At 72.8% G+C, this 14,011-nt stretch carries 12 protein-coding genes; 7 read left to right on the top strand and 5 right to left on the bottom strand.

Annotated features, from left to right (window positions below; translation table 11 throughout):
• Positions 1-140: 140 nt before the first annotated feature.
• On the top strand, positions 141-989 hold the full coding sequence (locus ACVUH9_RS18055) for a cytochrome c oxidase assembly protein (protein ID WP_475759405.1): 849 nt from the start codon (positions 141-143) through the stop codon (positions 987-989).
• 6 nt (positions 990-995) lie between these two features.
• Here the strand turns inward: ACVUH9_RS18055 and ACVUH9_RS18050 are convergent, their stop codons facing one another.
• On the bottom strand, positions 996-1,649 hold the full coding sequence (locus ACVUH9_RS18050; RefSeq protein ID WP_475759404.1) for an SCO family protein: 654 nt from the start codon (positions 1,647-1,649) through the stop codon (positions 996-998).
• 132 nt (positions 1,650-1,781) lie between these two features.
• Here ACVUH9_RS18050 and moeB point away from each other — a divergent pair, with 132 nt between their 5' ends.
• The 3 genes from moeB to ACVUH9_RS18035 all read left to right on the top strand — a co-directional run bounded on the left by moeB (position 1,782) and on the right by ACVUH9_RS18035 (position 5,146).
• The gene (moeB, locus tag ACVUH9_RS18045; RefSeq protein WP_475759402.1) at positions 1,782-2,969 is read left to right on the top strand and encodes a molybdopterin-synthase adenylyltransferase MoeB; all 1,188 of its coding nucleotides are present in this window, start codon (positions 1,782-1,784) and stop codon (positions 2,967-2,969) included.
• 234 nt (positions 2,970-3,203) lie between these two features.
• Complete coding sequence (locus tag ACVUH9_RS18040) at positions 3,204-3,488, top strand: MoaD/ThiS family protein (protein WP_475759400.1); 285 nt, start codon at positions 3,204-3,206, stop codon at positions 3,486-3,488.
• 197 nt (positions 3,489-3,685) lie between these two features.
• Positions 3,686-5,146, top strand: coding sequence for an ABC1 kinase family protein (locus ACVUH9_RS18035; RefSeq protein WP_475759398.1), 1,461 nt, complete (start codon positions 3,686-3,688; stop codon positions 5,144-5,146).
• Between the two features lie 64 nt (positions 5,147-5,210).
• On the opposite strand, the gene ACVUH9_RS18030 is transcribed toward ACVUH9_RS18035, so the two are convergent.
• Entirely contained in the window at positions 5,211-6,239 is a 1,029-nt protein-coding gene (locus tag ACVUH9_RS18030) for a hypothetical protein (RefSeq protein WP_475759396.1), read from the bottom strand.
• 22 nt (positions 6,240-6,261) lie between these two features.
• Entirely contained in the window at positions 6,262-7,998 is a 1,737-nt protein-coding gene (locus ACVUH9_RS18025; protein ID WP_475759394.1) for a hypothetical protein, read from the bottom strand.
• A 356-nt stretch (positions 7,999-8,354) separates the two neighbouring features.
• Here ACVUH9_RS18025 and ACVUH9_RS18020 point away from each other — a divergent pair, with 356 nt between their 5' ends.
• From ACVUH9_RS18020 to ACVUH9_RS18010, 3 genes are all read left to right on the top strand, one after another.
• Positions 8,355-8,915 carry a TetR/AcrR family transcriptional regulator gene (locus tag ACVUH9_RS18020; protein WP_475759392.1) on the top strand — a complete coding sequence of 187 codons (561 nt, stop codon included), beginning with the start codon at positions 8,355-8,357 and terminating at the stop codon, positions 8,913-8,915.
• 54 nt (positions 8,916-8,969) lie between these two features.
• On the top strand, positions 8,970-10,241 hold the full coding sequence (locus ACVUH9_RS18015) for an MFS transporter (RefSeq protein ID WP_475759390.1): 1,272 nt from the start codon (positions 8,970-8,972) through the stop codon (positions 10,239-10,241).
• 147 nt (positions 10,242-10,388) lie between these two features.
• On the top strand, positions 10,389-12,524 hold the full coding sequence (locus ACVUH9_RS18010) for a RecQ family ATP-dependent DNA helicase (RefSeq protein WP_475759388.1): 2,136 nt from the start codon (positions 10,389-10,391) through the stop codon (positions 12,522-12,524).
• Between the two features lie 99 nt (positions 12,525-12,623).
• Here the strand turns inward: ACVUH9_RS18010 and ACVUH9_RS18005 are convergent, their stop codons facing one another.
• Positions 12,624-13,004 carry a hypothetical protein gene (locus ACVUH9_RS18005; RefSeq protein WP_475759387.1) on the bottom strand — a complete coding sequence of 127 codons (381 nt, stop codon included), beginning with the start codon at positions 13,002-13,004 and terminating at the stop codon, positions 12,624-12,626.
• Complete coding sequence (locus ACVUH9_RS18000) at positions 13,001-14,002, bottom strand: carbon-nitrogen hydrolase family protein (protein ID WP_475759385.1); 1,002 nt, start codon at positions 14,000-14,002, stop codon at positions 13,001-13,003. Before ACVUH9_RS18000 ends, ACVUH9_RS18005 begins: the two co-directional genes overlap by 4 nt.
• Positions 14,003-14,011: the final 9 nt, after the last annotated feature.

Genomic DNA, 14,011 nt, shown 5'->3' with positions numbered 1-14,011 from the left:
GGCCCGGGTCCTGAACGCCGTCGGAAGCGACGGCGCGCGCCCTCGCGTTCGTCGCCGACGCTCGCGGCCCGGCCGCGGCCTACGACCCGATCACGGTGCTCCTGCCGGCTTCCGGAGGAGCGCGCACGCCGGAGAACCTCATGTCCCTCACCCTTGCGACGGCAACCTGGCCAGCACAGCTGGTCACCGTCCTCCCGATCGCGGCGGTCTACGCCTACGTCTACGCCCGCCTGTTCCGTACCGCTCGCCGCAAGCCGGGCGGTGCCCAGCTCGGGATCAGCCACATCCTGCCCTTCGGGCTCGGCCTGCTCGCGATCGTCGCGACCGCGGTCCCGCCGCTGTCGTCGGCGGCGGACGACCTGCTGTCCGCGCACATGCTCCAGCACGTGCTGCTGGCGGACCTCGCCTCGGCCCTGCTCGTGCTCGGGCTCCGCAGCCCGCTGCTGACCCTCGGGCTGCCCCGCGCAGCGCTGCGGCTGCTCGCTCCGCGCGGACGCTGGGGCCGGATCACGAGCTTCCTCACGAATCCGTTCGTCGCCGTCGGCCTGTTCGCGGCGATGCAGTGGACGTGGGCGGTGCCGGCGATGCTCCAGCTGACCCAGAGCAGCCCCGTCCTGCACCTGCTCCAGCACGCGCTGCTGTTCTACACCGGCGTCCTGCTCTGGTGGGTCGTGATCGATCCGCTCGGCCGCCGACGCCATCGCCCGCGGATGCAGCGGCTGGCCGTGATCGCAGCGTCGCGGTTCGCGACCGTCGCGGTCTGCCTGCCGCTCACCTTCATGGGGCGCGAGATGTTCCCCGACTACGCGGTCACCGCGGCGCGGCGCGGGATCGATCCGCTGACCGACCAGCAGCTCGCGGGCGCCTCGATGTGCCTGCTGGAGATCCTCGTCTTCGGGATCGCCTTCGGCCTGGTCTTCGTCGACGCGCTCCGCCGCGAGGATCGGATCCAGCGCAACGCGGAGCGGGCGGCGGGCCAGCCCGGCTGAGTCGGTTCAGCCGCGGGTCGCCGTCGGCGTGTCGCCGGCGGCGTCCTGGGCCTGGACGACGCGGACGTCGTGGGCGAGCCCGTCCGCGGTCAGCTTGTCGACCGGGAACGCGACCCGCTGGCGTCCCTGGCCGTCGAGCACGAGCACGTAGGCGGAGTGGTCGAACTTCGGCCCCTGGGGCTCGATCGCGTAGGCCTTCCAGACCGGCGCGAGCTGGGCGCGGTCGCCGAGCAGGAACTTCGCTCGCGTCCCGAGCCGCATCTTGTTGAGGAAGCGCTGGGCGGACGCGGGCGTGTCCCCGACCGGATCGACGCTGACGGCCAGCGTCGGGACCGGCTGGTCGAGGGTGTCGAGCGCCGACGCGATCTGCCGGGCCGCGGCCGGGCAGGTGTCCTCGCAGGTGCTGTAGATGAAGGTGACGATCAGCGGCTGGCCGCGGAACTGATCGATGCTCGTCGGCTTGCCGTGCTGGTCCCGCAGGCGGAAGGCCGGTGACGGAGCGGGCGGGCGGGTCGCCCCGACGTACGGCGACTGGGCACTGACGATGCCGTCGGCGACGCCGCCGTCGGAGCTTCCCGGACGGGCGAGGGCCAGGACGGTGCAGACTCCGAGGACCACGACGGCGGTGACGAACAGGGACAGGCGGACGCGCGCGTTCACGGTACGACCGAGGGTAGAGGCTCGTCCGCTTCGCGCGCGTCGCGCGAGTACTGCGGGCGGTTTGGCAACCGGCTTGCGACAGTCGCTACACTTTGTAAAGTAGTTAATTCCCATGGACGTTCAGGTGATGACATGACCCCCTCGGGTGCGGAATTCGTCCGCCAGATCAAGGGCCAGGTCGACGAGGTCGATCCGGCGCAGGTGCACGATGTCCTCTTCGACGAGGGCGTCGTACTGATCGACGTTCGCGAGAGCGACGAGGTCGCGGCCGGGAAGCTGCCCGGGGCGATCCACGTCCCGCGCGGATTCCTCGAGTCGCGGATCGACGGCGCCGTCGGCGATCGCGACAAGCGCGTGATCCTCTACTGCGCGTCCGGCAACCGCTCGGCGCTGGCCGCCCGCACGCTCCAGGAGGACCTGGGGTACGCGAAGGTCGAGTCGATGACCGGGGGCTACACGCTCTGGAAGGACCGCGGCTACGAGGTCGACGTCCCGCGGACGCTGACCGCCGAGCAGCGCGAGCGCTACAGCCGCCACATCCTGATCGACGAGGTCGGCCTCGACGGGCAGATCAAGCTGATCGACGCCAAGGTGCTGCTGATCGGCGCGGGCGCGCTCGGTTCGCCGAACGCGCTCTACCTGGCCGCGGCCGGCGTCGGCACGATCGGGATCGTCGACGACGACGTCGTCGACCTCTCCAACCTCCAGCGCCAGGTCGTCCACGGGACCTCGACGGTCGGCGTCTCGAAGGTCGAGTCGGCCACCCGCCGGATCAACGACCTCAACCCCGAGGTCAAGGTCATCGCGCACGAGACGCGGCTGGACAGCAGCAGCGTCCTGGAGATCTTCCGCGGCTACGACATCATCGTCGACGGGACCGACAACTTCCCGACGCGGTACCTGATCAACGACGCCGCGGTCCGCCTCGGCAAGCCCGTGGTCAGCGCCGCGATCCTCGGCTTCGAGGCCCAGCTGTCGGTCTTCGACACCGCCAACGACGGCCCCTGCTACCGCTGCCTCTTCCCCGAGCCGCCGCCCGCCGAGCTGGCTCCGTCCTGCGGCGCCAACGGCGTGCTGGGCGTGCTGCCCGGGACCGCCGGGTTGCTGCAGGCGACCGAGGTCATCAAGCTGATCATCGGCAAGGGCGACTCGCTCCGCGGCCGCCTGGTGATGTACGACGCGCTCGCGGCCGAGATGAACGAGGTCAAGGTCCGGCGCGATCCGAACTGCCCCGTCTGCTCCCGCGATCCTGAGTCGATCTCCGAGGACGAGATCGGCGTCTTCCCCGATTACGAGGCCTTCTGCGCGGCCGCCGGCTGAGGCTCGGTCTCGGGGGCGCTGGCGGTGTCCTCGGACCGCTTGAAGGCCTGGCGGCCTTCGGCGGGTCCTGCGTCCTTGCCAGCGCCCCCGATACCTTCGCCTCAGTCCGACGGCCCGGCAGCTGAGATTTCGGCCCGAGCTGTTCCAGGCAACCGTTCGCCGCGAGCGGCGCCTGCGTCGTCCCGGCTCGTCGTTCGCGGCGGGCGTCTCCATCCCACTACGATTGATCCTTCCATGGCCACGATTCGCATTCCTCCGGTTCTGCGTCCCGCCGTCGGCGGCGAGCGTCAGGTGTCCGCCGACGGCAGCAACGTCCGCGAGGTGCTCGACGCGCTCGTCGAAGCCCACGGCGAGCTCAAGACGCAGCTGTTCGGCGCCGACGGCGACCTCAACCGGTTCGTCAACGTCTACCTGAACGACGAGGACGTCCGCGTCCTCGGCGGCCTCGAGACCGCCGTGGTGGAGGCCGACACCATCGTCATCCTCCCGGCCATGGCGGGCGGTGCGGCGCGCCCGTAGGCGCTTCGCACCTCGGCGGGCGGTGCGAGGCGACCGTGGACGCGGCGCATCTCGGCACGCACGGGGCTCGGCAGGGCTGGCGCCCAGCTCTCGCCCCGCGCGCACCGACCTGCTTGATCCACGAACCCCTCGCACGCACCCGCGTTGAGGACCCGTCCCTCAGGGAACGCTGAGGACAGGGCGGTACGCTCGTCGGTATGACCGACGGGCCGAACGAACCGCCGCCCGAAGCCGGGAAGCTCCCGACCAGTCGGGTCTCCCGGACCGCTCGGGTCGGCGGCCTCGTCGCCGGCCAGGGCCTGCGCTGGGCCGGGATGCGGGCCGCCAACCGCGTCCGCACCCCCGAACGGGCCGCCGAGGCCCAGAGCGACCGCACCGCGGCGCTCGTCAACCAGCTCGTCGAGCAGCTGGGCCAGATGCGGGGCGCGGCGATGAAGGTCGGCCAGATGCTCTCGATGGTCGAGCTCGACGGGCTCCCGGACGAGGAGCAGGACGAGCTCCAGCGCAAGCTGGCGGCGCTCCGCGACGACGTTCCTCCGGTCCCCTTCTCCAAGCTCGAGAAGCTGCTGCGCCAGGAGCTGGGCGGCCCGCTCTCGAGCGTCTTCGCGAGCTTCGACGAGCAGGCGTTCGCCGCCGCCTCGATCGGCCAGGTCCACCGGGCGACCACCCTCGACGGCGACGACGTGGTCGTCAAGGTCCAGTATCCGGGTGTCGCCGAGGCGGTCGAGACCGATCTCCGCAACGCGATGCTGCTGCTGCCGCTGGTCAAGCGGCTGGCGCCGGGGCTCGACGCGCGGGCGCTCGCGGCCGAGATGCGCGAGCGGATCGGCGAGGAGCTCGACTACGAGCTCGAGGCCCAGAACCAGCGTCGGATCGAGCGGCTGCTGCGCGGGCACCCGTCCATGAAGGTCCCGCGGGTCCGCACCGACCTGTCGACGCGGCGGGTGCTGATCTCCGAGTACGTCGAGGGCGAGGGCTTCGAGGCGGTCCGCCGCAGCGACGAGGCCGAACGCGACCGCTACGGCGAGATCGTCTTCCGGTTCTTCTTCGGGCTGCTCTACCGCGACGGGATCGCGCTCGGCGACCCGCACCCGGGCAACTACCTGCGCTGCGCCGACGGCCGGGTCTGCTTCCTCGACTTCGGTCTCCTGAAGGACGTCGATCCGGGCCAGCTCGCGGGGGAGCGGACGATCGCCGCCGCGCTGACGGCCGGTGACGCCGAGGGCCTGAAGGCAGCCCTCCGGAACGGCGGGTACCTGCCTCCCGCGCGGGCCGAGGCGGTCGACGCCGAGTGGACGCTGCGGATGATGCGCTCGGTCTCGGGCTGGTACGCGCTCCCGGGTGAGCGGCGATTCACCCCCGAGGACGCCCGCGGGGGTCCCGGCGGGCACGGGGGCGGGCGGGAGCGGCCCAACCGCGAGCAGCGGGCCGAGATCCGCGATCAGGTCAACCAGTTCACGATCCCGCCGGAGGCGATCCTCGCCCGGCGGATGCACGCGATCGTCGCGATCGTGCTCGGCCAGCTGCGGGCGGGGGCCGACTGGGGCGCGATCGCGGCGGAGTACCTCCACGGGGCGCCGCCGTCGACGCCGCTGGGGGAGGCGGAGGCCGAGTTCCTCCAGGGGCGCCGGGGGACGCTGGCCCCGGCCGCGCGGTGAACGAGGTCCGGCGCCGTCCTCGGGGCCGGACCGTGAGCTGTCGGCGGATTCCGCGGGCGGCCGCTCAGCGCTTGCGGATCGCGCGCGACGTGACGGGCTTGCCCTCGGGGAGCGCGATCACGACCATCGTGCGGTAGAGGCCCGGGGTGATCCGGGCGCGGGCGCTCGAGCGGAAGAGGACCTGGTTCGCACCGAGGCGACCCGGTCGCGGGATGCTGGCGACGAGCTTCCAGCGCCGCTTGGGCGTGCGCCGGAAGAGCACCGCCGAGACCCGCGCCTCCTGGCCCAGCGAGAAATGCGCCCGGAGCGCGTGCCGGCCGGCGGGCTGGAGTCGGACCGACGAGATCAGCGGGGCACCGCTGGGCGTCTTCCCCGACGGTGCTCGGTGCTCGGGGATCGTCGGCCCACTCGGGCCGGTGACGGGGTGGATCCCGCTCGTCGACGAGCCGCCCCCGCCCCCGCCGGGCGAGCAGTTGCTGCTGGAGTCGCCGCAGGCCCCACCGGTCCCCGGTCGCCGGAGGACCTTGCCGTCGACGTCGACGCGGGTGCAGTCGGCGGAGACCTCGTCGAGGCCGTCGGCGTCGATCGGACCGGTGTAGCGGCTCGAGCACTCGATCAGCTGGCGGCAGCCGTCGCGGGCGCTGACCGGCCCGTTGCTGGCCGTCTGGACGATCGCCAGCTCGTACGCCGGGCACGGCTGACCGGGCGAACGGTCGACCGCGACGCTGACGGGCAGGTTGCTCGGTCCGGGCTGGCCGGTGACCTGGAGACGACGGAGGCCGTCGGTCGGGCAGCGCACGCCGGGGCCGCCGGCGTCCGTCGCGACGCACGAACCGGTGGGGGCAGAGGCGCCTTCGGCGTCGCTCAGGACAGCGCACGGCGCTCCCCCGCAGGCGGTGCCGGGGGTGGTGCGGATCGTCACGCTGGCTCGACCCGGGACGTCCCAGCTCAGCTGGTCGCCGTTCGCGCTGATCGTGCCCGGAGCGCCGTTGGCGTTCGTCGCGAGCAGCACCGCGGCGACGGCCAGGAGGCTGAGCACGACCGCCGCGAGCGCGAGGGCTAGTCGCTGGCGAGGGGAGAGAACGGTGGTCATGGGAAGGGCTCCGTGGTCGCCGCTACCAGCGGACCGTGTCGAGATGGACGCTGCCGGTCTGGTGCTGGGGGTTGAGGAAGTGGACGCCGATCGCCTGCACCGCGTCGACCGTCGGAACGGTGAACGTCACGGTCTGCCAGCCCGAGCCGGAGAGGCTCGTGGTCGACCCGAAGTGCGCGGTCCAGCTCGCGTCCTTCACGTAGGGCTGGACCTGGACCTGGTCGGCGTCGCTCGCGCTGTGGAAGCGGAGGGTGACGACGGTCCCCGAATCGAGGCCGGTCAGGCCGTAGTAGGTGCCGACCCCGGCGTAGGCCTTGGTCGGCTCGGCCGCCATCTTCACGGCGAGCGCGTAGTCGCCCTGGTCGCTGACGTAGCTCGAGCGCCCGACGGTGAGCCCGTTCCAGGAGTCGGAGCCCCAGCCGGCGTCGTCCTGCTCGAAGCCGTAGTGGGTGAAGACGCCGTCGTCCGGAGCCCCGACCGGGGGGCCGAACGGGCCGCAGTTGGGGGCGGCGGTGAACGAGCGGAAGGCGCACGTCGTGGGATCGCCGGGCGCCCCGATGCCGAAGTTCTCGTGGCGGCCCTTGTTGTACGGGTGGGTCGTCTTCAGGAAGTACTTGTCCCACAGCAGGTAGCCGTCGGTCCCGTTGCCGAGCGCGGTGCTGATCTTGTCGTGGAACCAGTCCGCGCGGCGCTGGAGGGTCGCCGTGGTCGTGGGGTCGCTCTCGTAGTACGTCGGAGGGTCGTCGAAGCGGCCCTTGGCCCCGGCGCGGACGTTCGCCTTGATCCCCGCCTCGCCGACGATGAAGGGCTTGCTCCCGCACTCGCTGAGCCGGTCGGCGAAGCTGTTGCCGGCGATGCCGTAGACGTTGGTCGGCCACGCCTCGTTCATCGCGTCGTAGTCGTGGACCTCGCAGATGTCGACGGCCCCGTCGTGGATGTACTCGTACTCGGTGCGGTCGTCGTTGGGATCGGAGGGGGTCGCGTCCTCCGGCTTCTGACCGCACTGCCCGATCCCCATCGTCCCGAGCGACACGAGCGGGGCCTGGCGCCCGCTGACGCCATCGACGTAGGCGGTCTTCAGGGCACCGGTCATGTCGTCGGCGAAGTTCCGGAGCACCTGCGCGCCGCCGGGGGTGCACTGCTTGTCGTTGGCCCAGGTCCGGGTCTCGGCCTCGTTGACGAGCTGGAAGAACGCGATCGTCGACGCGTAGCCCGAGTCGGGGTTGAAGCGCTTGGCGACCTGCTGGGCCCACGCGCGCGCGGAGAACTCGTAGCTCTCCATCGGGGTGGCCCCGGCGGTCGAGTAGTCGTTCGCGTAGAACCCGGTCGTGAGGTTGCCGTACTGGCCGTTGTCCGCCTGGTCGTACCAGTCGTTGGCGCGGTCGCACGCCGACCACTGGTTGATCAGCACGGGGACGATCTTCAGGCCACGATCCTTGGCCCCTTCGAGGATCCGGACGAACGGCCGCCAGCGATCGTTGCTCGGGGCGTCGTGGTAGTACTCCTGGAAGAACCAGACGCGGATCGTGTTGGCCCCGGTGGCCTGGATCCGGTCCATCTGGCGGGTGAAGTCCTCCGAGCTCATCGGGTCGCCGCAGTTCTGGTCTCCGAGCACCGGGTGGTTGGAGAGCGTGTAGTCGTTCCAGCCGATCGACACCCACGGATTGCCGTCGAGCGTGAAGACGCCCTTGCCCTGGGCGTCGGTCGAGCGGCCGACGACCGTCGACGACTGCGCCGGGATCACGGCGATCAGGGACATCGAGATGAGGAACGCCGCCGACAGCAGCCAACGGACGGTGCACCGCGTCATTCTGGCCTCCCGGGCCCACCACACGACCTCGCAGCGTGCACGTTACGCGCGGGTGGCTGGTCGTTCGGCGGTTTGGACGCATAGGCGGGGCGCCGGTGGACGTCCGGTCGGGCTCGACCGCGAGCGAGCCCCGCGGCGATCGGGGGTTCAGCGGGCTTCGGGCTGGGGCCGACCGGGGCCCGCCGAGCGCCGGTGGTCGATTCCGGCCCACCGGGTGCGGTCCGGTCCGTCAGCATTGGGGCGATGTCGGAGATCGCCCGCTCGTCACCCACGCCCGGCCGGCCGTGTGGTCCGGGGTGCGCGCGGTGACGCCCGTCCCGTCGCCGCATCCCGGCCCCGGGAGGCCCCCACGGCTGAGCCGCGAGGCGATCATCGAGGCGGCCCTCGAGCTCGATCTCGCGGACCTGAGCATGCACGGCCTGGCCCGCCGGCTCGGGGTCTCGCACGGGGCGCTCTACCGCTGGGTGGCCAGCCGTGAGGCGCTGGTCGAGCTGGTGAGCGACGTCGTGCTGGAGCGGATGACGCCGCGGGAGGGGCCGGTCGACGGCGAGTGGCGCGCCTGGCTGGTCGAGCTGGGGTGGACGATCCGGCGGGTCCTGCTGGCGGCTCCCGGGCACGCCCACCGGCTGGTCGGGCCGCACGAGCACACGGCCGCCTACGACCGCCTCCAGCAGCGGGTCGTCACGGTCCTGGTCGTCGATGCGGGGCTCGCGCACGACGATGCCGTCCAGTACTGGTACGCGTTCGGCACGAGCGTCGTCGGCTGGGTCGCCACCGAGCAGGCGCGGACGTCGCCGCTCGAGCCGGCGCCCCGCTTCGAGGTGCTGCTCGAGACCCTCTTGGGCGGCGTTCAGGGCGGCGGGTAAGGTACGCCTAATTGATTAGTGACCATCGGTCACTTCGGCTGCTACCGTGGCCCCATGGACCGGCGCGCCAGCTCCCCCGGCAGGGGCCTCCCCGCGAATCCCCCGGAGGCCGCAGTGCTCACCGTCCGCCGCGAGTCGGCCTGGCCGCTGGTGCTGCTGGCGTCGATCCTGGTGGTCGTCGTCCTCGCCAGCCAACTGCCGTCCCCGCTCTACGTGCTCTACGCCGAGCGCCTGGACCTCGGGGCGACGGCGATCACCGTGCTGTTCGCGGCCTATGCACTCGGCGTCCTGCTCACCCTGCTGACCTGCGGGCACCTCAGCGATCGGCTCGGGCGGCGTCCGGTGATCGCGATCGGGCTGGGCGTCGTCCTTCTCAGCGACCTCTGCTTCGCGCTCGGGAGCGACCGGCTCTGGGCGTTGCTGGTCGGCCGTTTCCTCTGCGGGATCGCCGTCGCGCTGCTGACCGGGGCCGCGGCCGCCGGGATGGTCGAGGCGGCGCCCGAGCGGTGGCGGGCGCGGGCAGGCCAGCTGTCCGGTGTGGCGACGATCCTCGGGGGTGGCGCGGGGGCGCTGGTCGCCGGCGCGATCGCGGCGTGGCTGGTGAGCCCGACGACGACGGCCTACGTCGTCCACCTGGCGCTGGTGGTGCTCGCGGGGCTGGTTCTGCTGCGCGTGCGCGAGACGGTGGCCGAACGGCGCCCGGCCCGACCGAGCTGGCCGCGCGTCGGCGTGCCCTCCGGTCAGGCCCGGGCCTTCGCGACGACCGCGGCGGCCGGCTTCTGCGGGTTCGCCGTCCTCGGGCTGGTCAGCGCCTTGACGGGGACGTTCCTGCGGGTCGGCCTCGGGCAGCCCAGTCACCTGCTCGCCGGCGCCGTCCCCTGCCTGATGGCGGTGGTGGCGCTGGCGGTGCCGCCGCTGTTGCACGCCCGAGTGCCAGTCGCACGGCAGCAGCGGCTCGGTCTGCTCGGGCTGGTCCCCGGTCTCGCGCTCCAGGCCGTGGCGATCGAGGTCGGCAGCCTCGCGCTCTACCTGGTGGCGATCGTCGTGATCGGCGCGGCGTTCGGGGTCGCGTTCCAGGGGGCGCTCGGGCGGCTGCACCAGGCGGCCGGCGACGGCGGTGGGGCCGAGCTGTTCAGTGCCTTCTACGTCGCGGCCTACCTGGGCATGATGCTGCCGGTGATCGGGGAGGGGCTGCTCGCGGACACGCTCGACCTGTCGACCACGGTGGCGCTGTTCGGCGCCGTGATCGCGCTGCTCGCGGTCGTGGCGGTCTGGGCCGATCGGGACCGCGGTGCCGCCGGTGAGCGCGTCGCGCGACCGGCGTAGGACGGCAGCTAGGACGACCGCTAGGAGCACAGCTCGCGTGCGAGCGGCCGTTGGAGCCCGTTCGTGACGAAGTTGGCACAGGGCCTGCGCGCTATTGGCACGGCGCGCAACCCACGTGGCACGACTGGTTCGTCAGCATGGACCGGGATGTCGGAAACGCTGCAGCCCGCCCCGTCCCTCGCCGACGAGGCCCTCACCCGCCTCCGGCAGCTGACCGGCAACCCGGAGGCGGTCTTCCGCGAGCACCAGCTCGACGCGATCCGCGACCTCGTCGAGGATCGGGCCCGGGTCCTCTGCGTCCAACGGACCGGCTGGGGCAAGAGCGCGGTCTACTTCGTCGCGACGGCGTTGCTGCGCGCCCGGGGCGCGGGGCCGACGCTGATCGTCTCGCCGCTGCTCTCGTTGATGCGCAACCAGCTGACGGCGGCCGAGGCGATGGGCCTGCGGGCGCACACGATCAACTCGACGAACCAGGGCGAGTGGACGGAGATCGAGCGCCTGATCGGGGCCGACGACGTCGACCTGCTCCTGATCGGTCCCGAGCGTCTGAACGCCGACCGCTTCCGCGAGCGGCTGCTGCCGTTGGTCGCGGCGCGCACGGGCCTGCTCGTGATCGACGAAGCCCACTGCGTCTCCGACTGGGGACACGACTTCCGCCCCGACTACCGGCGGATCCGGGACGTGCTCGCCGGGCTGCCGCCGGACGCCGCGGTGCTCGGGACGACGGCGACGGCCAACGATCGAGTGGTGGCCGACGTCGTCGAACAGCTGACGGCCGCCGGCTCCGCGTCCGCGGACGGAGGGGCGGAGAGCGCCGGCCGAGCCCTCCAGACCTACCGTGGATCGCTGGCCCGCACCAGCTTGCGGCTGGAGACGGTCGAGCTGCCGCATCCCGCCGAGCGTCTGGCGTGGCTGGTCGAGCGGCTGCGGAGCGGCCCGGACGAGCTTCCGGGCTCGGGGATCGTCTACACGCTGACCGTCGCCGACGCCGAGCAGGTCGCGGCGTTCCTGGCCGACCACGGGATCGCGGCCGAGGCCTACACCGGCCAGCAGGCGACCGAGCACCGGATCGCGCTCGAAGGACGGTTGCAGGACGACCAGGTCAAGGCGGTCGTGGCCACCAGCGCCCTGGGGATGGGCTACGACAAGCCGGACCTGGGGTTCATCGTCCACTACCAGGCGCCTGGATCGGTGGTGGCCTACTACCAGCAGGTCGGCCGAGCGGGGCGCGGTGTCGACCACGCCGAGGTCGTCCTGTTGCGCGGCAGCGAGGACCGGCGGATCCAGGACTTCTTCATCACCCAGGCGTTCCCGTCCGCGGAACGGGTGGCGGAGGTCCGCGGGATCCTGGCCGAGGTCGGTGACGCGGGGGCGACCACGCGGGAGATCCAGGCCCAGGTCAACCTCGGCCTGACCCGCCTGGAGGCGATGCTGAAGGTCCTCGACGTCGAGGGCGCGGTCGGGCGCTCCGGGGGCCGTTGGGTCCACGAGCCGGGCAGCACCTGGACCTACGATGCCGACCGCTACCACCACGTGACGGCGCTGCGGCGGGGCGAGCAGGAGGCGATGGCGGCCTACGGCACCGACGGCCGCTGCCTGATGCGGACGCTGCAGGAACAGCTCGACGATCCCGATCCGTCCGACTGCGGCCGCTGCGCGATCTGCACCGCGGCGAAGTACGACCGCGCCCCGGACCGTGAGCTCGTGCGCGAGGCGCAGGCGGCGCTGCGGTCGCGGCCGGTCGGGTTCGAGCCCAAGCGGATGGCTCCGGATGCGGTCAGCGGCAAGATGCGCAAGATCCCGGACGGTGCGCGGATCGAGCCGGGGCGCGCGCTCGCGCGTCGGGGGGACGCCGGCTGGGACGCGCAGGTCCGCGGGGAGCTCGAGGCCGGCCGGCTGGGCGATGATGTCGTGACCGCGTTGGCCGAGCTCGTTCGTGGTTGGCGCGTGCCGGTCGCCTGGGTGGCGGCGGTGCCGTCCCGGCGGGCGGGGGACCCGGTGGCCGACGTGGCTGCGCGGGTCGCCGCAGCGCTCGGGCTGCCGTGGCAGCCCGTCGTGGCCCGCTGCGAAGAGCGGCCGCGGCAGGCGGACCAGCGGGGCGCGGCCCAGCAGGCGGCGAACGTCCGGGGGGCCTTCGCGATCGTCGGCGACGTGCCGTCCGGGCCCTGCCTGCTGATCGACGATCTGCGGCAGAGCGGTTGGACGGGGGCGATGGTCGGCGGGCAGCTCCGCCGCCGCGGCGCGGGTCAGGTCTACCCGCTGGTGCTCAGCACGTCGAACTGACGGCGGTCGCGGCGCGATCGGGCGGGCACCGGCGCGGCTGGCCATCGGGGTAGGCCGCTTCGCGCTGGCGGCCCCTCAGGGTGCGCCGGCCGCGGAGCCTCAGGCGCCGAGGCCGGCGATCGCCGCGGCGACGGTCCCGGTGCTCATGGCGAGGAACGACAGGATCGTGATCACCCGGTAGGGGATCGCCTTCGACCACTCCTCGCGGAACGCGAGCGGCAGGAACAGCAGCGGGTTCACGATCGTGCCGGCGATCAGCAGGGCGCGGTTCCAGCCCGCGAGATCGGGCAGCGCAAGCCCGACGGCGATCAGGATCACGCCCATCATGATGAAGTCGATGTGCGCCTGGAGTAGCCGCCGCGGGCTCTTCACGCCGATTCGGGTCAGGACCTGTGGGTACTCGGTGCGCAGCACCACCACCCACCCGGATAGCGCGCCGAAGGCGAGGAGGCAGAGGCCGAACTGGGTCAAGGGATTCATGCTGCGTCTCCGTGCGGTGAGGTGGGGCGAGGGGGCGACGGCCGTACGGCCGATGGGCCGACGTGGCTGGCGTACCAGCGGCGACCGTGACGACGTTGGTAGGCCCAGGTCACGGCGGCGAGGGCGCCCCGCCGGTGCAGCCAGAAGCGCTCCGGCGGCATCGCCGACGGGGGCCGGCGGCCCGGCGTGACGTCCGCCACGACCACGCCCTCGCCGGCGTCGCGGGCGCGCTCGGCGAGGATCCGTCCGTCGCCGTCGCAGATCAGCGTCGCGCCCTCGAACCGGCCCTCGTACCCGACGGGCAGCCAGGGCATCGAGCAGCGCAGGCGGCCCGCGTGAGCGGCGTGCACCACCGGGGCGCCGACGTAGCGGGCGAAGCTCGCGGCCGCCAGGTGGGCGGTCGCCGCGTTGGCGGCCTCGAGTCGGCGGAAGACGCCGCGCGGACGCCACTCCGGCACCGACCACCAGCCGGACCCGGTCATCGCCAGGTCGATCCGGCCGCGCAGGCGGTGGACGGTCTGGGTCCGCATCAGCTCCCAGCAGACCGCGGTCCCGACCGTGATCTCCGGCTGCTCGGGCGCGACCGACTCCGGCAGCCGCAGCTCGATCGCGCCCGGATCGTCGCCCCCGACGTAGAAGGCGTTCTCCCACATCGTCGGGAGGTCCTTGTCGTGGCGGCCGACCACGCCCTCCGGCCCGGCCAGCACGTACGCGTTGCGGACATGGCCATCGGGATCGCGGCAGAGGAACGACCCGCCGACGAGCGCGCCGTGGCGTCGCGCCAGGGCACGGAGCAGCACGGTCGCCGCACCGTCCGGCGGCAGGACCGCATCGACCAGCGCCGGGTCGAACGCGATCCCCGTCGAGAAGAACTCGGGCAGCGCGATCACCCGCGCGCCCTGTGCCGCGGCCTCGTCGGCCAGGCGCTCGCAGGCCGCGAGGTTGGCGTCGACGTCGGCGACGACGGCCTCGAGTTGGACGGCCCCGACACGGATCACGGCCGCAAC

The organism is Patulibacter ginsengiterrae (genome assembly GCF_056269115.1).
The sequence above is the reverse complement of the archived record's forward strand: the minus strand, read 5'-3'. Positions and strand labels throughout refer to the sequence as shown.

Coding starts and splice junctions, on each gene's coding strand:
- ACVUH9_RS18035 (WP_475759398.1), top strand. CDS start 3,686: ATGACCGACGGGCCGAACGAACCGCCGCCCGAAGCCGGGAAGCTCCCG.
- ACVUH9_RS18005 (WP_475759387.1), bottom strand. CDS start 13,004: ATGAATCCCTTGACCCAGTTCGGCCTCTGCCTCCTCGCCTTCGGCGCG.
- ACVUH9_RS18040 (WP_475759400.1), top strand. CDS start 3,204: ATGGCCACGATTCGCATTCCTCCGGTTCTGCGTCCCGCCGTCGGCGGC.
- moeB (WP_475759402.1), top strand. CDS start 1,782: ATGACCCCCTCGGGTGCGGAATTCGTCCGCCAGATCAAGGGCCAGGTC.
- ACVUH9_RS18025 (WP_475759394.1), bottom strand. CDS start 7,998: ATGTCCCTGATCGCCGTGATCCCGGCGCAGTCGTCGACGGTCGTCGGC.
- ACVUH9_RS18030 (WP_475759396.1), bottom strand. CDS start 6,239: ATGACCACCGTTCTCTCCCCTCGCCAGCGACTAGCCCTCGCGCTCGCG.
- ACVUH9_RS18010 (WP_475759388.1), top strand. CDS start 10,389: ATGTCGGAAACGCTGCAGCCCGCCCCGTCCCTCGCCGACGAGGCCCTC.
- ACVUH9_RS18055 (WP_475759405.1), top strand. CDS start 141: ATGTCCCTCACCCTTGCGACGGCAACCTGGCCAGCACAGCTGGTCACC.
- ACVUH9_RS18015 (WP_475759390.1), top strand. CDS start 8,970: ATGGACCGGCGCGCCAGCTCCCCCGGCAGGGGCCTCCCCGCGAATCCC.